The sequence below is a fragment of the Citrobacter sp. C5_2 genome (genome assembly GCF_014596845.2).
Classification (GTDB): Bacteria; Pseudomonadota; Gammaproteobacteria; order Enterobacterales; family Enterobacteriaceae; genus Citrobacter; species Citrobacter werkmanii.
Map to the genome: position 1 here is coordinate 1,080,377 of NZ_CP115032.1, position 17,113 is coordinate 1,097,489.

18 protein-coding genes are annotated in these 17,113 nt (G+C 54.3%); 15 read left to right on the forward strand and 3 right to left on the reverse strand.

From position 1 onward, the window contains the following. Nucleotides 1-39 precede the first annotated feature (39 nt). Complete coding sequence (locus ICA20_RS05260) at nt 40-1,077, reverse strand: aminopeptidase (protein WP_038633171.1); 1,038 nt, start codon at nt 1,075-1,077, stop codon at nt 40-42. 254 nt (nt 1,078-1,331) lie between these two features. Between ICA20_RS05260 and cysD the strand changes: the two genes are divergently transcribed. From cysD to rpoS, 12 genes are all read left to right on the forward strand, one after another. Continuing rightward, the gene (gene cysD, locus ICA20_RS05265) at nt 1,332-2,240 is read left to right on the forward strand and encodes a sulfate adenylyltransferase subunit CysD (RefSeq protein ID WP_003034152.1); all 909 of its coding nucleotides are present in this window, start codon (nt 1,332-1,334) and stop codon (nt 2,238-2,240) included. A 9-nt stretch (nt 2,241-2,249) separates the two neighbouring features. After that, entirely contained in the window at nt 2,250-3,677 is a 1,428-nt protein-coding gene (cysN, locus tag ICA20_RS05270; RefSeq protein WP_038633168.1) for a sulfate adenylyltransferase subunit CysN, read from the forward strand. Next, a complete protein-coding gene (gene cysC, locus ICA20_RS05275; RefSeq protein ID WP_038633165.1) occupies nt 3,677-4,282 on the forward strand; it encodes an adenylyl-sulfate kinase in 606 nt (201 codons plus the stop codon). Before cysN ends, cysC begins: the two co-directional genes overlap by 1 nt. A 47-nt stretch (nt 4,283-4,329) precedes the next feature. Then, the gene (locus tag ICA20_RS05280; protein WP_038633162.1) at nt 4,330-4,653 is read left to right on the forward strand and encodes a DUF3561 family protein; all 324 of its coding nucleotides are present in this window, start codon (nt 4,330-4,332) and stop codon (nt 4,651-4,653) included. A gap of 214 nt (nt 4,654-4,867) precedes the next feature. Beyond that, on the forward strand, nt 4,868-5,179 hold the full coding sequence (gene ftsB / locus ICA20_RS05285) for a cell division protein FtsB (RefSeq protein WP_003034163.1): 312 nt from the start codon (nt 4,868-4,870) through the stop codon (nt 5,177-5,179). An 18-nt stretch (nt 5,180-5,197) separates the two neighbouring features. Further along, a complete protein-coding gene (gene ispD / locus ICA20_RS05290; protein ID WP_038633159.1) occupies nt 5,198-5,908 on the forward strand; it encodes a 2-C-methyl-D-erythritol 4-phosphate cytidylyltransferase in 711 nt (236 codons plus the stop codon). Continuing rightward, entirely contained in the window at nt 5,908-6,387 is a 480-nt protein-coding gene (gene ispF / locus ICA20_RS05295) for a 2-C-methyl-D-erythritol 2,4-cyclodiphosphate synthase (protein WP_003034167.1), read from the forward strand. The genes ispD and ispF overlap by 1 nt, the downstream gene beginning before the upstream one ends. Beyond that, nucleotides 6,384-7,433 (forward strand): tRNA pseudouridine(13) synthase TruD, encoded by a 1,050-nt coding sequence (gene truD, locus ICA20_RS05300; protein WP_038633155.1) that lies wholly within the window; start codon nt 6,384-6,386, stop codon nt 7,431-7,433. Before ispF ends, truD begins: the two co-directional genes overlap by 4 nt. Beyond that, entirely contained in the window at nt 7,414-8,175 is a 762-nt protein-coding gene (surE, locus tag ICA20_RS05305; RefSeq protein ID WP_038633152.1) for a 5'/3'-nucleotidase SurE, read from the forward strand. Before truD ends, surE begins: the two co-directional genes overlap by 20 nt. Further along, complete coding sequence (gene pcm, locus ICA20_RS05310; RefSeq protein ID WP_038633150.1) at nt 8,169-8,795, forward strand: protein-L-isoaspartate O-methyltransferase; 627 nt, start codon at nt 8,169-8,171, stop codon at nt 8,793-8,795. The genes surE and pcm overlap by 7 nt, the downstream gene beginning before the upstream one ends. Nucleotides 8,796-8,959: 164 nt before the next feature. Then, entirely contained in the window at nt 8,960-10,042 is a 1,083-nt protein-coding gene (gene nlpD, locus ICA20_RS05315) for a murein hydrolase activator NlpD (RefSeq protein WP_230592252.1), read from the forward strand. 62 nt (nt 10,043-10,104) lie between these two features. Beyond that, on the forward strand, nt 10,105-11,097 hold the full coding sequence (gene rpoS / locus ICA20_RS05320) for an RNA polymerase sigma factor RpoS (protein ID WP_000081498.1): 993 nt from the start codon (nt 10,105-10,107) through the stop codon (nt 11,095-11,097). Nucleotides 11,098-11,241: 144 nt separating this feature from the next. On the opposite strand, the gene ICA20_RS05325 is transcribed toward rpoS, so the two are convergent. Continuing rightward, a complete protein-coding gene (locus ICA20_RS05325) occupies nt 11,242-11,646 on the reverse strand; it encodes a MarR family transcriptional regulator (protein ID WP_038633140.1) in 405 nt (134 codons plus the stop codon). Between the two features lie 158 nt (nt 11,647-11,804). Between ICA20_RS05325 and ICA20_RS05330 the strand changes: the two genes are divergently transcribed. The 3 genes from ICA20_RS05330 to ICA20_RS05340 are packed head-to-tail and all read left to right on the forward strand — an operon-like array spanning nt 11,805 to nt 14,072. Next, entirely contained in the window at nt 11,805-12,398 is a 594-nt protein-coding gene (locus tag ICA20_RS05330) for a non-oxidative hydroxyarylic acid decarboxylases subunit B (protein WP_038633137.1), read from the forward strand. Beyond that, the gene (locus ICA20_RS05335) at nt 12,398-13,825 is read left to right on the forward strand and encodes a non-oxidative hydroxyarylic acid decarboxylases subunit C (RefSeq protein ID WP_038633134.1); all 1,428 of its coding nucleotides are present in this window, start codon (nt 12,398-12,400) and stop codon (nt 13,823-13,825) included. Before ICA20_RS05330 ends, ICA20_RS05335 begins: the two co-directional genes overlap by 1 nt. Before the next feature lie 10 nt (nt 13,826-13,835). Beyond that, nucleotides 13,836-14,072, forward strand: coding sequence for a non-oxidative hydroxyarylic acid decarboxylases subunit D (locus ICA20_RS05340; protein ID WP_038633131.1), 237 nt, complete (start codon nt 13,836-13,838; stop codon nt 14,070-14,072). Nucleotides 14,073-14,117: 45 nt separating this feature from the next. Here the strand turns inward: ICA20_RS05340 and mutS are convergent, their stop codons facing one another. Beyond that, a complete protein-coding gene (gene mutS, locus ICA20_RS05345; protein WP_038633127.1) occupies nt 14,118-16,679 on the reverse strand; it encodes a DNA mismatch repair protein MutS in 2,562 nt (853 codons plus the stop codon). Nucleotides 16,680-17,113: the final 434 nt, after the last annotated feature.

Consider the following 17,113-nt stretch of genomic DNA (forward strand, 5'->3'; position numbering starts at 1 on the left):
GTAAGCGTTATGCATTACCGGGGCTCTTTTTTTTCAGGATTACCCTGCCTTCGCCAGCTCTTTTACCAGCGGCAGCATGATGCGTACCACGTCGCGGCTGCGGTGCTCTATCCGGCCCGGTAACGCTTTATCGATATGCTGTTGGTTATCCAGACGCACATCGTGCCAGCTGTTTCCATCCGGGAATGAAGGGCTTTTGGCGCGTTGTTGATAGCCATCTTTCTTGCCCAGGTTCCAGTTGGTCGCTTCAACGGAAAGGACGGCAATTCCCGCGTTATCGAACACCTCTGCGTCGTTACAGCAGCCGGTACCTTTCGGATAGTCTTTGTTCAGTCCGGGGTTGGTGCTGGCGACAATACCGCGGCTGCGTGCGATGACCAGCGCCCGGTCGCGCGTCAGTTTTCGTACGGCTTCCGGGGTTCTTTTCCCGCTGTTGAAATAGAGCTTATCGCCAACGATCAGGTTATCGAGGTTGATAACCAGCAGCGTATTTTTCTTCTCGGCGGCGCTCATTCGCTTAAGGATGTTCTCTGCGCCGAGTTTGCCTTCCTCTTCACCGCTGGTGGCGATAAAGCGAATACCGTACTGCGTCGGCACATTTTTGAGTCGTTCAGCCAGCTCCAGCATCACGCCCACCCCTGCGGCGTTGTCGTCGATACCCTGTAGGGTTAATCCACCCAAATTGGCATCGGAATCGGCGTCGCTTTGCGCAGCGTAGGTGTCGAGGTGCGCCATGATAATAATCTGCTGTGGCGCTTTGCCTTCATGGGCTGCAATGACGGTACTGCCCGTTACGTTATGCCAGTTTTTACGATTATCTTTGGCAGTATAAATATAGCGGCTGTTAAACGTCCGAATATCACTGCTATAGCCCATCTGCTGAAATTGCTGACGTATATAATCAGCAGATAACATTTCTGCCGGAGAACCCGTCACACGGCCTGGGAAGAATGTGGCGATGTAGCGTGCCTGGGTATTTGCGATATCTCCGGGCTTCGAAGATGTTGCCTGTGCGGGAAGGATAAAGCACGCGCCGAGCGCCAGGGCGGTAGTCAGGTGGCGCAATGCGGAAAACATAGTGAGTCCTTAAATACCAAGCAGAAATTTTTAGCCGCTAGTATGAAACCGTGATCGCGGTAAAACAATTTCATTTGCTCCTAAATGCCCGAAATCCGGTGGCTTAAGCACTTTTTGATATTTGCTTTTCCAGATCGTTATTCCTTTGAGGAACTACTCATTCCAATTCGTAATTTCATTCGCCTCCTTGCCCTCCCTATAGTCAGGTTATCTGAGCATCGTTAGCAAAATAACGGCATTACATAGGAACGGTTATGGATCAAAAACGACTTACCCACCTGCGGCAACTGGAAGCGGAAAGCATCCATATCATTCGTGAGGTGGCCGCCGAGTTTTCTAATCCGGTGATGATGTATTCCATCGGCAAAGATTCCAGCGTAATGCTGCATCTGGCGCGCAAAGCGTTTTATCCTGGCACGCTGCCGTTCCCCTTGCTGCACGTTGATACCGGTTGGAAATTTAGCGAGATGTATGAATTTCGTGACCGTACGGCGAAAGCCTACGGCTGCGAACTGCTGGTGCATAAAAACCCGGAAGGGGTGGCGATGGGCATCAACCCCTTTGTCCACGGCAGCGCCAAGCATACCGATATTATGAAAACCGAAGGGCTGAAGCAGGCGCTGAACAAATACGGTTTTGACGCCGCGTTCGGCGGCGCACGCCGTGATGAGGAGAAATCGCGCGCCAAAGAGCGCATTTACTCCTTCCGCGATCGCTTCCATCGCTGGGACCCGAAAAATCAGCGTCCGGAACTGTGGCACAACTACAACGGACAAATTAACAAAGGCGAAAGCATTCGCGTATTCCCGCTCTCTAACTGGACCGAACAGGATATCTGGCAGTACATCTGGTTGGAAAATATCGACATCGTACCGCTGTACCTGGCGGCTGAGCGTCCGGTGCTGGAGCGTGATGGTATGCTGATGATGATTGATGACGACAGAATCGATCTGCAACCCGGCGAAGTGATTAAAAAGCGCATGGTGCGTTTCCGCACGCTTGGCTGCTGGCCGCTGACCGGCGCGGTGGAGTCTAACGCGCAGACGCTGCCGGAAATTATTGAAGAGATGCTGGTCTCAACCACCAGTGAACGTCAGGGCCGCGTGATTGACCGCGACCAGGCGGGCTCCATGGAGCTGAAGAAACGTCAGGGGTATTTCTAAGGAGCCGCCATGAATACGACACTTGCACAACAAATTGCTAATGAAGGCGGCGTTGAAGCCTGGATGGTTGCTCAGCAACACAAAAGCCTGCTGCGTTTTTTAACCTGCGGTAGCGTGGATGACGGGAAAAGTACCCTGATTGGTCGCTTGCTGCATGATACCCGGCAGATCTATGAAGATCAGCTCTCATCGCTGCATAACGACAGTAAACGCCACGGCACCCAAGGCGAAAAACTCGATCTGGCGCTATTGGTTGACGGCTTGCAGGCCGAGCGCGAGCAGGGCATCACCATCGACGTGGCTTATCGTTATTTCTCCACCGAGAAGCGAAAATTTATTATTGCGGATACCCCCGGTCACGAACAGTACACCCGCAACATGGCGACCGGTGCGTCGACCTGCGACCTGGCGATCCTGTTGATCGATGCGCGTAAAGGCGTGCTCGATCAGACCCGTCGTCACAGCTTTATCTCCACGCTGCTTGGGATCAAGCACCTGGTGGTAGCGATCAACAAAATGGATCTGGTGAGCTTTAGCGAAGAGACATTTAACCGCATCCGCGAAGACTATCTCACGTTTGCTGAACAACTGCCGGGCAACCTGGATATCCGCTTTGTGCCGCTCTCCGCGCTGGAAGGCGATAACGTGGCTTCGCCAAGCGTCAGCATGCCATGGTACAGCGGCCCGACGCTGCTCGAAGTGCTGGAAACCGTTGAGATCCAGCGCATTGTCGATACCCAGCCGATGCGTTTCCCGGTGCAGTATGTGAACCGACCAAATCTGGATTTTCGTGGTTATGCCGGAACGCTGGCCTCCGGTAGCGTGCAGGTAGGGCAACGCGTCAAGGTGTTACCGTCCGGCGTTGAGTCGAGCGTGGCGCGGATCGTTACCTTTGATGGTGATTTACAGCAAGCGCATGCCGGTGAAGCGATCACCCTGGTGCTGAAAGATGAGATTGATATCAGCCGGGGCGACCTGCTGCTGGATGCAGGTGAAGCGTTGCCAGCGGTACAAAGCGCTGCCGTTGATGTGGTGTGGATGGCGGAACAGCCGCTGTCGCCGGGGCAGAGCTACGACATCAAAGTTGCCGGCAAGAAGACCCGCGCGCGCGTGGACACCGTGCAGTACCAGGTCGATATTAACAACCTGACCCAGCGTGAGGTCGACGCGTTACCGCTGAACGGCATTGGTCTGGTTAATCTGACGTTTGATGAACCGCTGGTGTTGGATACCTATCAGCAGAACCCGGTTACGGGTGGGTTGATTATCATTGACCGCCTGACTAACGTCACCGTCGGCGCGGGGCTGGTGCGTGAGCCTATCATCCAGGAGCAGGCCGCCGCTTCTCAGTTCAGCGCGTTTGAACTGGAGCTGAATGCGCTGGTGCGTCGCCACTTCCCACACTGGGGTGCGCGCGATCTGCTGGGAGACAAATAATGGCGTTGCATGACGAAAACGTCGTCTGGCATGCCCATCCTGTTACACCGCAACAGCGGGAGCAACGCCACGGTCACCGTGGTGTTGTGCTGTGGTTTACCGGACTGTCTGGCTCCGGTAAATCTACCGTAGCGGGAGCGCTGGAAGAAGCGTTGCACAAGCTGGGCGTCAGCACTTATCTGCTGGATGGCGATAACGTGCGTCACGGCCTGTGCAGCGATCTGGGGTTTAGCGATGCCGATCGTAAGGAGAATATCCGTCGGGTTGGCGAGGTGGCTAACCTGATGGTGGATGCCGGTCTGGTAGTTCTGACCGCCTTTATCTCTCCGCATCGCGCTGAGCGAAGAATGGTCCGCGAGCGCGTTGGCGCAGGGCGTTTTATTGAGGTTTTTGTCGATACGCCATTAGCAACGTGCGAAGCGCGCGACCCAAAAGGGCTGTATAAAAAAGCCAGGTCGGGGGAGTTGCGCAATTTCACCGGAATTGATTCGGTATACGAAGCGCCTGAATCGCCAGAGATTCATCTGGATGGTGAACAATTGGTAACAAATTTGGTTCCCCAATTATTAGACCTGCTGAGGCAGGGAGATATTATCAGATCCTGAGACACCCGAGCTTACATGCCCGGTCAGTCACGGTCACAGGATTAGATATGCGTAACAGCCATAACATTACTATTACAGAGTCAGAGACCTTCGCTACCGACGACGAAACCACCTGGTCCCTACCAGGGGCCGTGGTCGGTTTTGTAGCGTGGCTGCTGGCGCTGGGGTTCCCATGTCTGATGTATGGCCCTAACACACTGTTTTTCTTCCTTTATACCTGGCCTTTCTTCCTCGCGTTGCTGCCCGTGGCGATTGTGGCGGGTATTGCCCTGCACTCGCTATTAAAAGGAAAGCTGCTGCTGAGCATTACCAGCACCCTACTGGTGGTGGGTGGAATGTTTAGCGCGCTATTCTTTTGGCTTTTGGGCTAGGCTAAGTGCGTTTTAAACGATCGCCGATGTCGTTCACTGTCTGGTCATAATTCAAACCGTAACCAACAATGAGATTATGTTCTCCTTACACGGGGTATACGTAACAACGGGCAAATGTGGTACATTTGCCCGCGTTGTCGCGGCATTCCCGTCCGTTGATGTAAAGTCGTCTACGGAAGTTATGGGATGTTAATGCCGTTTTTCAGGGGGCAGGATGGGTAAACTTACGCTGCTGTTGCTGGCTTTATTAGTCTGGCTACAGTATTCGCTGTGGTTCGGTAAGAACGGCATACATGACTATAGTCGCGTCAACGATGATGTTGCTGCGCAGCAGGCTACAAACGCGAAACTTAAAGCGCGTAACGATCAGCTCTTTGCCGAAATTGACGATCTCAATGGCGGACAAGAGGCTATTGAGGAGCGCGCGCGCAACGAACTCAGCATGACTAAGCCGGGCGAAACTTTTTATCGTCTGGTGCCTGACGCGTCTAAACGCGCCCAGACTGCAGGGCAAAACAATCGATAAATCGTCCAGGGATCTAACATGGCAGCCACTTTATTGGACGTTTGCGCCGTGGTGCCGGCTGCCGGATTTGGCCGCCGAATGCAAACAGAGTGTCCTAAGCAGTACCTCTCAATTGGCAATAAAACCATTCTTGAACACTCGGTTGATGCGCTACTGGCCCATCCCCGGGTGACGCGAGTCGTCATCGCTATCAGCCCAGGCGACAGCCGCTTTGCCCAACTTCCACTTGCCGCGCATCCGCAAATTACCGTAGTGGATGGCGGCAACGAACGTGCCGATTCTGTCCTTGCCGGTTTGCAAGCCGCAGGAGATGCGCGTTGGGTGCTGGTGCATGACGCCGCGCGTCCGTGTCTGCATCAGGATGACTTAGCACGTTTGCTGGCAATCAGTGAAACCAGCCGCACTGGCGGGATCCTGGCGGCACCCGTACGCGATACGATGAAACGCGCTGAACCGGGCCGTACAGACATTGCCCATACGGTCGATCGTACCGATTTATGGCATGCGTTAACGCCGCAGTTTTTCCCTCGCGAGCTGTTGCACGACTGCCTGACCCGTGCGCTCAACGAAGGCGCAACCATTACGGACGAAGCTTCGGCGCTGGAATATTGCGGCTTTCATCCGCAACTGGTCGAAGGACGCGCTGACAACATCAAAGTCACCCGCCCGGAAGACCTGGCGCTGGCGGAGTTTTATCTCTCCCGAACAATCCATTTGGAGAATGCATAATGCGAATCGGACACGGTTTTGACGTACACGCTTTTGGCGGCGTTGGCCCAATTATCATTGGCGGCGTGCGCATCCCGTATGAAAAAGGACTGCTGGCGCATTCTGATGGTGATGTGGCGTTACATGCGCTAACCGATGCCTTGCTGGGCGCGGCGGCGCTGGGTGACATCGGTAAACTCTTCCCGGATACCGACCCGGCCTTTAAAGGTGCAGATAGCCGCGAATTATTGCGTGAAGCCTGGCGGCGTATTCAGGCGAAAGGCTATACGCTTGGTAATGTGGATGTGACGATTATTGCTCAGGCGCCGAAGATGCTGCCGCACATTCCGCAAATGCGCGTATTTATTGCCGAAGATCTTGGCTGCCATATGGATGATGTTAACGTGAAAGCGACCACCACGGAAAAACTCGGTTTCACCGGGCGTGGGGAAGGGATTGCCTGTGAAGCGGTGGCGTTACTCATTAAGGCAACGAAATGACTGCGTTTGAGAATCTGACATATCTTCATGGTAAACCACTGGGCCATGGCGTCCTGAAAGCCAATCCGGAAGACTTTGTCGTCGTCGAAGATTTAGGCTTCGAACCGGATGGCGAAGGCGAGCACATTTTGGTGCGCATCCTGAAAAACGGCTGCAATACCCGTTTTGTCGCTGACGCGCTGGCGAAGTTCCTGAAAATTCACGCCCGTGAAGTGAGCTTTGCCGGGCAAAAAGATAAGCATGCGGTCACGGAACAGTGGCTGTGCGCGCGCGTGCCGGGTAATGTAATGCCTGATTTAAGCAAATTTGAGCTCGAAGGCTGTAAAGTGCTGGAGTACGCGCGCCACAAGCGTAAGCTGCGTTTAGGGGCGCTGAAAGGCAACGAATTTACACTGGTGTTGCGTGAAGTGAGCGAGCGAAATGATGTTGAAGCGCGATTACAGGCGATTAGCGAGCGCGGCGTACCGAACTATTTTGGCGCTCAGCGTTTTGGGATCGGCGGCAGCAACCTGCAAGGGGCGCTGCGCTGGGCGCAAAGCGATGCGCCGGTGCGCGATCGCAATAAACGCAGTTTTTGGTTGTCGGCGGCCCGTAGCGCGTTGTTTAATCAGATCGTCAGTGAACGCTTGAAAAAAACAGACTTTAATCAAGTTGTTGACGGCGATGCGCTACAATTGTCGGGACGCGGAAGCTGGTTTGTCGCCACGCAGGAAGAACAGACTGAATTACAGCGTCGCGTCGATGACAAAGAATTGATGATTACAGCGGCATTACCGGGTAGCGGTGAGTGGGGAACTCAGCGCGACGCGCTGGTGTTTGAAGAAAGCGCTGTTGCGGATGAAACCGTGCTGCAGTCTCTGCTATTGCGCGAGAAAGTCGAGGCATCGCGACGCGCTATGTTGCTGTATCCACAACAATTAAGCTGGAACTGGTGGGATGACGTAACCGTTGAGTTACGCTTCTGGCTACCGGCAGGTAGCTTCGCCACCAGTGTAGTAAGGGAACTTATTAACACAATGGGTGATTATGCGTATATTGCTGAGTAACGATGATGGGGTCCATGCACCCGGTATACAAACGCTGGCGAAAGCGCTGCGTGAGTTTGCTGACGTACAGGTGGTTGCCCCGGATCGTAACCGCAGTGGCGCGTCTAACTCGCTGACGCTGGAATCTTCACTTCGCACGTTTACCTATGATAACGGCGATATCGCCGTACAAATGGGTACGCCCACCGACTGCGTCTATCTGGGCGTGAACGCGTTAATGCGTCCGCGTCCGGACATTGTCGTTTCTGGTATTAACGCAGGTCCTAATCTCGGGGATGATGTCATCTATTCCGGTACCGTTGCGGCGGCAATGGAAGGTCGTCACCTTGGGTTCCCTGCGCTGGCTGTCTCGCTTGATGGCCATAAGCACTACGATACTGCTGCGGCAGTAACCTGTCGTATCTTACGGGCGCTGAGTCGTGAACCGCTGCGCACCGGGCGTATTTTAAATATCAACGTTCCGGATCTACCGCTGGATCAGATTAAAGGCATCCGCGTCACCCGCTGCGGCAGCCGCCATCCGGCGGATCAGGTTATTCCACAGCAGGATCCGCGCGGAAATACGTTGTACTGGATTGGGCCGCCGGGGGAAAAATGCGACGCCGGGCCGGATACCGATTTTGCCGCCGTCGATGAAGGCTATGTTTCCATCACGCCGCTGCATGTCGATTTAACCGCCTACGGCGCGCATGAGGTGGTTTCGAGCTGGTTGGACAGCGTGGGAGTCGACACGCAATGGTAAGCAGACGCGTACATACTCTTCTTGAACAATTACGTGCGCAGGGCATCCGAGATGAGCATGTCCTGGATGCACTCGCCGCCGTGCCGCGTGAGAAATTCATTGATGAGGCGTTTGAACATAAGGCCTGGGACAATATTGCCTTGCCGATTGGTCAGGGGCAGACGATTTCGCAGCCTTATATGGTTGCACGCATGACTGAGCTGCTTGAGCTAACACCGCAATCGCGAGTGCTGGAAATTGGCACTGGCTCCGGCTACCAGACGGCGATTCTGGCGCATCTGGTGCAGCATGTATGCTCCGTTGAGCGTATTAAAGGCCTGCAATGGCAGGCGCGTCGTCGCCTGAAACAGCTGGATTTACACAATGTTTCTACCCGTCACGGTGATGGATGGCAGGGCTGGCAAGCGCGAGCCCCGTTTGACGCTATCATTGTAACGGCAGCTCCGCCGGAGATCCCAACTGCGCTGATGATGCAGCTGGATGAAGGCGGTATTCTCGTCTTACCCGTGGGCGATGAGCACCAGTTCCTGAAGCGGGTGCGTCGTCGGGGAGGCGAATTTATTATTGATACCGTGGAGGCCGTACGTTTTGTTCCCTTAGTAAAAGGGGAGCTTGCGTAGACACTGGCTCTGAATACCTGGAGTTTTCCTGGATATTCTGGAATTAGTCAGCGTATCGTGTCGATGCTTTTGCACGGTGATTACGTTACGGGTTTTAACCAAATTTTCCTGGGGGATAAATGAGCGCGGGAAGCCACAAATTTACCATTCGCCGTATTGCGGCATTGTCACTGGTTTCATTATGGCTGGCAGGTTGTTCAAACACCTCGAATCCACCAGCGCCGGTCAGCTCGGTTGACGGCGGTGCATCCACGAACACCAGTTCCGGCATGCTGATTACGCCTCCGCCAAAAATGGGCTCGACGTCGACAGTACAACAGACGCCACAGATCCAACCGGTGCAGACTCCGACTACGCAACCAGCGCAAATTCAACCTGTTGCAGAACAGCCTGTACAGATGGAAAACGGTCGTATCGTGTACAACCGTAAGTATGGGAATATTCCGAAAGGTAGCTACACGGGCGGCAGCACCTATACTGTCAAGAAAGGCGACACGCTTTTCTATATTGCCTGGATTACCGGGAACGATTTCCGTGACCTCGCACAGCGCAATAACGTTCCGGCCCCGTATAGCCTGAATGTCGGCCAAACTCTGCAAGTGGGCAACGCCTCGGGTACACCGATTACCGGTGGGAATGCCATCACCCAGGCGGATGCAGCACAGCAAGGAGTTGTGACCAACCCTGCACAAAATTCCACCGTTGCTGTTGCTTCGAAACCAACAATTACGTATTCTGAGGATTCAGGTGAACAAAGTGCTAACAAAATGTTGCCGAACAACAAGCCTGCTGGGACAGTTGTCACAGCGCCAGTAACGGCTCCAGCAGTTAGCACAACCGAAACAACTGCAAGCTCAACGTCGACCAGCGCGCCAATCTCTACCTGGCGCTGGCCAACTGACGGCAAAGTGATCGAAAACTTTGCGGCTACCGAAGGTGGCAATAAAGGGATCGACATTGCAGGCAGCAAAGGACAGGCTATTGTCGCGACCGCAGATGGACGCGTCGTTTATGCCGGTAACGCGCTGCGTGGTTACGGTAATCTTATTATCATCAAACATAACGATGATTACCTGAGCGCCTACGCCCATAACGATACAATGCTGGTCCGGGAACAACAAGAAATCAAGGCGGGGCAGAAAATAGCTACCATGGGTAGTACCGGAACCAGTTCAACACGCTTGCATTTTGAAATTCGTTACAAGGGGAAATCCGTAAACCCGCTGCGTTACTTGCCGCAGCGATAATTCGGCGGAACCAGGCTTTCACTTGCTAGTTCCGTTAGGGATCACGGGTAGGAGCCACCTTTATGAGTCAGAATACGCTGAAAGTTCATGATTTAAATGAAGATGCGGAATTTGATGAGAACGGAGTAGAGGCTTTTGATGAGAAAGCCTTGAGTGAAGAGGAACCCAGTGATAACGACCTGGCTGAAGAAGAGCTGTTATCGCAGGGGGCCACACAGCGTGTGTTGGACGCGACTCAGCTTTACCTTGGTGAGATTGGTTATTCACCACTGTTAACAGCCGAAGAAGAAGTTTATTTTGCGCGTCGCGCACTGCGTGGAGATGTCGCCTCTCGCCGCCGCATGATTGAAAGTAACCTGCGTCTGGTGGTGAAAATTGCTCGCCGTTATGGCAATCGCGGTCTGGCATTGCTGGACCTGATTGAAGAGGGCAATCTGGGGCTTATCCGTGCCGTCGAGAAGTTTGACCCGGAACGCGGGTTCCGCTTCTCAACATACGCAACGTGGTGGATCCGTCAGACGATCGAACGGGCTATTATGAACCAAACCCGTACGATCCGACTGCCGATTCACATTGTAAAAGAGCTGAACGTCTATCTGCGTACCGCGCGTGAGTTGTCGCATAAACTGGACCACGAACCGAGCGCAGAAGAGATTGCTGAACAACTGGATAAACCGGTTGATGACGTCAGCCGTATGCTCCGACTCAACGAGCGCATTACCTCGGTAGACACCCCGCTGGGTGGCGATTCCGAAAAAGCGTTGCTGGACATCCTGGCCGATGAAAAAGAAAACGGCCCGGAAGACACCACGCAAGACGATGATATGAAACAGAGCATCGTCAAATGGCTGTTCGAACTGAACGCCAAACAGCGTGAGGTGCTGGCACGTCGTTTCGGTCTGCTGGGGTATGAAGCTGCGACACTGGAAGATGTGGGCCGCGAAATCGGTCTTACGCGTGAACGTGTTCGTCAGATTCAGGTTGAAGGCCTGCGTCGTCTGCGCGAAATTCTGCAGACTCAGGGGCTGAATATCGAAGCGCTGTTCCGCGAGTAAGCACAAGTTCCATCAAGAAAGGCCAGTCTCATCGAGACTGGCCTTTTTCTTTAGCGCTACCGCTTATTGGTCGGCACATATTGTCCGATGGCGCTTTGCTTATCGGGCCTACAAAGACATCACCCAAAACCGCCATCCGAACGATTATCCCATCATCTTACGCACCAGTTGAGTAAACTGTTTGCGCTCTTCCTCGCTCAGTCTGCCCAGAAACTCATCATCCACGCGATCTCCTACCGGGGTTGCGCTGGCCAATAATGCTTCTCCTTGCGCAGTCAAATAAACAAACCGCCGACGCTTATCCGCCGGGTCGTGATCCCGCCTGACCAGCCCACGCTTTTCCATCCGGCTCAGCATTTCCGCAAGTGTGGCTTTGGTGCAGACCGCTGCCTCCATCAGGGCGACCTGTTCAATGCCGGGCTGTTCGGCAATGGCGCGCATCACCGCGTACTGCGGTTTGGTTAGCTCTGGTAACTCATGTTGCCAGCGAGCCGTATGCTGCTGAAAAAGCTGACGTAAAAGATGAAATGCTTTATTGCGTAACGGCATGAGAGCTCCGGGATATCGGTCAGTCTCTATCATAGCGGGTTACGCCTCCTTTTTTAACCATCGCTGTTTTAGCTATCCGTGCGCGGTGGCCTTGCCCACAATGAATTGTGGGAGTATTTTAATCAAAACGTTCGTACACGAACAAATTGAGGGGTTGAATGAGACTGATCGTAGGAATGACGGGGGCTACTGGCGCACCGCTCGGCGTGTCGCTACTACAGGCGCTGCGGGAAATGCCGGGGGTGGAAACCCATCTGGTGCTGTCGAAATGGGCAAAAACGACCATTGAGCTGGAAACGCCGTACAGCGTCCGCGATGTATCCGCACTGGCAGACTATTGCCACAATCCCGCGGACCAGGCCGCGACCATCTCCTCCGGATCGTTTCGTACTGACGGCATGATCATTATCCCCTGCAGCATGAAAACGCTGGCCGGTATTCGCGCAGGTTACGCGGAAGGGCTGGTGGGGCGCGCCGCAGACGTGGTGCTGAAAGAAGGGCGCAAACTGGTGCTGGTGCCGCGTGAAATGCCGCTCAGCACCATCCATCTGGAAAACATGCTCGCGCTTTCCCGCATGGGCGTGGCGATGGTCCCGCCAATGCCCGCGTTTTACAACCATCCGCAAACGGTCGATGACATCACCCAGCACATTGTCGCGCGCGTGCTCGACCAGTTTGGGCTTGAACACCCTAACGCCCGTCGTTGGCAGGGATTACGACAGGCGCAGAATTTTGCACAGGAGAACGAATAATGGCATTTGATGATTTGCGCAGCTTTTTGCAGGCGCTGGACGACCAGGGACAACTGCTGAAAATCAGTGAGGAAGTTAACGCCGAGCCGGATCTGGCGGCGGCGGCCAATGCGACCGGGCGTATTGGTGATGGCGCGCCTGCGCTGTGGTTTGACAATATTCGCGGTTTTACCGATGCCCGCGTGGCGATGAACACTATCGGTTCATGGCAGAATCACGCCATCTCTTTAGGTCTGCCACCAAATACCCCGGTGAAAAAACAGATTGATGAGTTTATCCGTCGCTGGGATAAATTTCCGGTTGCCCCGGAACGTCGTGCGAACCCGGCATGGGCTGAAAATACCGTCGACGGCGAAGACATTAATCTTTTCGACATTCTGCCGCTGTTTCGCCTGAACGATGGCGACGGCGGTTTCTACCTGGATAAAGCCTGCGTGGTGTCGCGCGATCCGCTGGATCGGGACAACTTCGGCAAACAGAACGTCGGCATCTACCGCATGGAAGTGAAGGGCAAACGTAAGCTCGGTCTGCAACCGGTGCCAATGCATGATATCGCGCTGCACCTGCATAAAGCGGAAGAGCGCGGTGAAGATTTGCCGATTGCCATCACGCTGGGTAATGATCCTATCATCACTTTGATGGGCGCCACGCCGCTGAAATACGATCAGTCTGAATACGAGATGGCGGGAGCGCTGCGTGAAAGCCCGTACCCGATCGCTACCGCGCCGCTCACCGGTTTTGACGTACCGTGGGGCTCTGAAGTGATCCTCGAAGGGGTCATTGAAAGCCGTAAACGCGAAATCGAAGGTCCGTTTGGCGAGTTTACTGGCCACTATTCCGGTGGACGCAATATGACCGTGGTGCGTATCGATAAAGTCTCTTATCGCAGCAAACCGATTTTTGAATCACTCTATCTCGGTATGCCGTGGACCGAAATCGACTACCTGATGGGCCCGGCGACCTGCGTACCGCTTTATCAACAATTGAAAGCCGAATTCCCGGAAGTGCAGGCGGTGAACGCCATGTACACCCACGGACTGCTGGCGATTATTTCCACCAAAAAACGCTACGGCGGCTTTGCCCGCGCGGTGGGGCTGCGTGCTATGACCACGCCGCACGGCCTGGGTTACGTGAAGATGGTGATTATGGTTGATGAAGACGTTGACCCGTTCAACCTGCCGCAGGTGATGTGGGCGCTCTCCTCGAAGGTCAATCCGGCGGGCGATCTGGTGCAACTGCCGAATATGTCGGTGCTGGAACTTGATCCCGGTTCCAGTCCGGCGGGGATTACCGACAAGCTCATCATCGATGCCACGACACCGGTTGCACCGGATAACCGAGGTCATTACAGCCAGCCGGTATGTGATTTACCGGAAACAAAAGCCTGGGCTGAAAAGCTGACCGCCATGCTGGCCAACCGTAAATAAGGAGTAGCAGATGATTTGTCCACGTTGTGCCGATGAACATATTGAAGTGATGGCGAACTCGCCAGTAAAAGGTGTCTGGACCGTATATCAGTGCCAGCATTGTCTGTACACCTGGCGTAATACCGAGCCGCTACGCCGTACCAGCCGCGAGCATTATCCGCAAGCGTTTCGCATGACGCAGAAAGATATCGACGATGCGCCAATGGTGCCAAGTATCCCGCCGCTGCTGGCGGAAGATAAGCGTTAATCAAAAAATGCCGGGTGCGGCGAAGCCATACCCGGCACAACGGCGTTACACCAGACTTTTTAACCGATAGATCCATTCCAGCGCCTGGCGAGGCGTGAGTGAATCCGGGTCGAGATTTTCCAGCGCTTCAACGGCGGGAGATGTTTCTTCCGCAACCGAAAGCAGCGACATCTGTGTACCATCGACCTGGGTTGCGGCAACATTCGGCGCGATGCTTTCCAGTTCGCGCAGTTTTTGCCGCGCACGTTTTATGACCTCTTTCGGCACACCTGCCAGGGCTGCTACCGCCAGGCCATAGCTCTTGCTCGCCGCGCCATCCTGTACGCTGTGCATAAAGGCGATGGTATCGCCATGCTCTAACGCGTCCAGATGTACATTCGCGACGCCTTCCATCTTCTCCGGTAACTGAGTCAGTTCGAAGTAGTGGGTGGCGAACAATGTTAATGCTTTGATTTTATTCGCCAGGTTTTCTGCGCACGCCCATGCCAGCGACAGACCGTCGTAGGTTGAAGTGCCGCGTCCAATCTCATCCATCAGCACCAGGCTGTTTTCGGTAGCGTTATGCAGAATGTTGGCGGTTTCGGTCATCTCAACCATGAAGGTGGAACGACCTGAGGCCAGATCATCCGCCGCGCCAACGCGGGTAAATATACGGTCGATAGGCCCAATCTCGACTTTTTGTGCCGGGACATAGCTGCCGATATACGCCAGCAGCGCAATCAATGCGGTCTGGCGCATATAGGTACTTTTCCCCCCCATGTTCGGCCCGGTGATGATCAGCATCCGGCGCTGTGGGGAAAGGTTGAGCGGGTTGGCGATAAACGGCTCTGTCAGTACCTGCTCCACCACCGGGTGACGACCCTCGGTAATACGAATACCGGGTTTATCGGTGAAGATCGGACAGGTGTAATTCAACGTATAAGCACGTTCTGCGAGGTTGACCAGGACGTCCAGTTCAGCCAGCGCGCTGGCGCTCTGTTGTAAATCAGCCAGATGCGGCAGCAGCATATCGAACAGCTCGTCGTATAGCTGTTTTTCCAGTGCCAGCGCCTTACCTTTGGACGTCAGAACTTTGTCTTCATACTCTTTCAGTTCTGGAATAATGTAGCGTTCAGCGTTTTTCAACGTCTGGCGACGCACGTAATTAATTGGCGCCAGATGGCTCTGTCCACGACTGATCTGAATGTAGTATCCGTGAACGGCGTTGAATCCGACTTTCAGCGTATCAAGACCCGTGCGTTCGCGCTCGCGGATCTCCAGTCTGTCGAGGTAGTCAGTTGCACCATCGGCCAGCGCTCGCCACTCGTCCAGCTCTTCGTTATAGCCAGACGCGATGACGCCGCCGTCGCGTACCAGCACCGGCGGAGCTTCCACGACGGCGCGTTCCAGCAGTTCACGCAGCTCCGCAAACTCCCCCATTTTCTCACGCAGCATCTGCACCGGGGCGCTGTCTACGTTTTCCAGTTGCGCGCGTAGTTCTGGGAGTTGCTGGAAAGCGTGGCGCATGCGGGCCAGATCGCGCGGGCGCGCGGTACGCAGAGCGAGACGCGCCAGAATGCGTTCCAGATCGCCCACCTGACGCAGCACGGGTTGCAATTCGCTGGTGATATCCTGTAGTGCGCCGATGGTTTGTTGGCGTTCAGTGAGGATTTTGGTGTCGCGGACCGGCATATGCAGCCAGCGCTTGAGCATACGGCTGCCCATCGGTGTTACGGTGCAGTCGAGTACCGAAGCCAATGTGTTTTCAACGCCGCCAGCCAGGTTCTGGGTGATCTCCAGATTGCGGCGGGTGGCGGCATCCATAATGATGCTGTCCTGCTGACGCTCCATGGTGATGGAACGAATATGCGGCAGTGAGGTACGCTGGGTATCTTTCACATATTGCAGCAGACAGCCAGCAGCGCATAATCCGCGCGGGGCGTTCTCAACGCCAAAGCCAATCAGGTCTCGTGTGCCAAACTGCAGATTTAACTGCTGACGGGCAGTATCAATTTCAAATTCCCACAGTGGACGACGGCGCAGGCCGCGACGTCCTTCAATCAGTGAGGTTTCTGCAAAATCTTCGGCATACAGCAGTTCAGCCGGGTTAGTTCGCTGCAGTTCGGCGGCCATGGTCTCGCGGTCGGCAGGCTCGCTAACGCGAAAACGCCCGGAGCTGATGTCCAGCGTGGCATAGCCGTAGCCTTTGCTGTCCTGCCAGACGGCGGCCAGCAGGTTGTCCTGGCGCTCCTGTAACAGCGCTTCATCACTGATGGTGCCGGGCGTAACGATGCGCACAACTTTACGCTCCACCGGTCCTTTGCTGGTGGCCGGATCACCAATCTGTTCGCAAATAGCGACGGATTCCCCTTGATTGACCAGCTTGGCAAGGTAGTTTTCTACCGCATGGTGGGGAATACCCGCCATTGGGATGGGCTCGCCTGCGGATGCGCCGCGCTTAGTCAGGGAGATATCAAGCAGCTGAGACGCGCGTTTCGCATCGTCATAAAACAGTTCATAAAAGTCGCCCATGCGGTAAAACAGCAGTATTTCCGGGTGCTGAGCTTTCAGCTTGAGATACTGCTGCATCATGGGGGTGTGGGCGTCGAGATTATCGATTGTACTCATGGAGTTGTGTCCAGTTCCCTGATTTTCAATGGATTGCGATATTCTTGTTTTCGTTGTTATCACATAAGAGGCACATGATAACGGAGATATGCTTTTCAGGGAAAGCGGGGAAGGATGACTTCTCGATCCAGATTCCGCTCCGGGGCGACTCAGACGATGACAATGTATTCTGGAGAGGGGAGAACCATAAATTCATCCTCTGGCATTCCCTCGTAGGTTGAGCCACCAGAACGCTTACTAATTATTCATTTTGCGGCAACGCATAATTCTGGCAGTACAGGTAGGGGATCCCTTCTTTGGTAATCAGATACGTCTTGCTATTTAGCGCAAAATAATCATCGCATGGCCTGCCATGGGTATAATATAAGCGCACAAATTATAAGAGTCAGCGTCACCATGATTATTTCTGCGGTGGTGAACAAAGATTGACGCGG

What these genes read in the sequence shown, in the direction of transcription:
- ICA20_RS05335 (WP_038633134.1), top strand. Translation starts at nt 12,398, where the DNA reads ATGGCATTTGATGATTTGCGCAGCTTTTTGCAGGCGCTGGACGACCAG.
- cysN (WP_038633168.1), top strand. Translation starts at nt 2,250, where the DNA reads ATGAATACGACACTTGCACAACAAATTGCTAATGAAGGCGGCGTTGAA.
- ispD (WP_038633159.1), top strand. Translation starts at nt 5,198, where the DNA reads ATGGCAGCCACTTTATTGGACGTTTGCGCCGTGGTGCCGGCTGCCGGA.
- ICA20_RS05325 (WP_038633140.1), bottom strand. Translation starts at nt 11,646, where the DNA reads ATGCCGTTACGCAATAAAGCATTTCATCTTTTACGTCAGCTTTTTCAG.
- ftsB (WP_003034163.1), top strand. Translation starts at nt 4,868, where the DNA reads ATGGGTAAACTTACGCTGCTGTTGCTGGCTTTATTAGTCTGGCTACAG.
- rpoS (WP_000081498.1), top strand. Translation starts at nt 10,105, where the DNA reads ATGAGTCAGAATACGCTGAAAGTTCATGATTTAAATGAAGATGCGGAA.
- ICA20_RS05280 (WP_038633162.1), top strand. Translation starts at nt 4,330, where the DNA reads ATGCGTAACAGCCATAACATTACTATTACAGAGTCAGAGACCTTCGCT.
- ICA20_RS05260 (WP_038633171.1), bottom strand. Translation starts at nt 1,077, where the DNA reads ATGTTTTCCGCATTGCGCCACCTGACTACCGCCCTGGCGCTCGGCGCG.
- cysC (WP_038633165.1), top strand. Translation starts at nt 3,677, where the DNA reads ATGGCGTTGCATGACGAAAACGTCGTCTGGCATGCCCATCCTGTTACA.
- truD (WP_038633155.1), top strand. Translation starts at nt 6,384, where the DNA reads ATGACTGCGTTTGAGAATCTGACATATCTTCATGGTAAACCACTGGGC.
- surE (WP_038633152.1), top strand. Translation starts at nt 7,414, where the DNA reads ATGCGTATATTGCTGAGTAACGATGATGGGGTCCATGCACCCGGTATA.
- ICA20_RS05340 (WP_038633131.1), top strand. Translation starts at nt 13,836, where the DNA reads ATGATTTGTCCACGTTGTGCCGATGAACATATTGAAGTGATGGCGAAC.
- pcm (WP_038633150.1), top strand. Translation starts at nt 8,169, where the DNA reads ATGGTAAGCAGACGCGTACATACTCTTCTTGAACAATTACGTGCGCAG.
- cysD (WP_003034152.1), top strand. Translation starts at nt 1,332, where the DNA reads ATGGATCAAAAACGACTTACCCACCTGCGGCAACTGGAAGCGGAAAGC.
- ICA20_RS05330 (WP_038633137.1), top strand. Translation starts at nt 11,805, where the DNA reads ATGAGACTGATCGTAGGAATGACGGGGGCTACTGGCGCACCGCTCGGC.
- ispF (WP_003034167.1), top strand. Translation starts at nt 5,908, where the DNA reads ATGCGAATCGGACACGGTTTTGACGTACACGCTTTTGGCGGCGTTGGC.
- mutS (WP_038633127.1), bottom strand. Translation starts at nt 16,679, where the DNA reads ATGAGTACAATCGATAATCTCGACGCCCACACCCCCATGATGCAGCAG.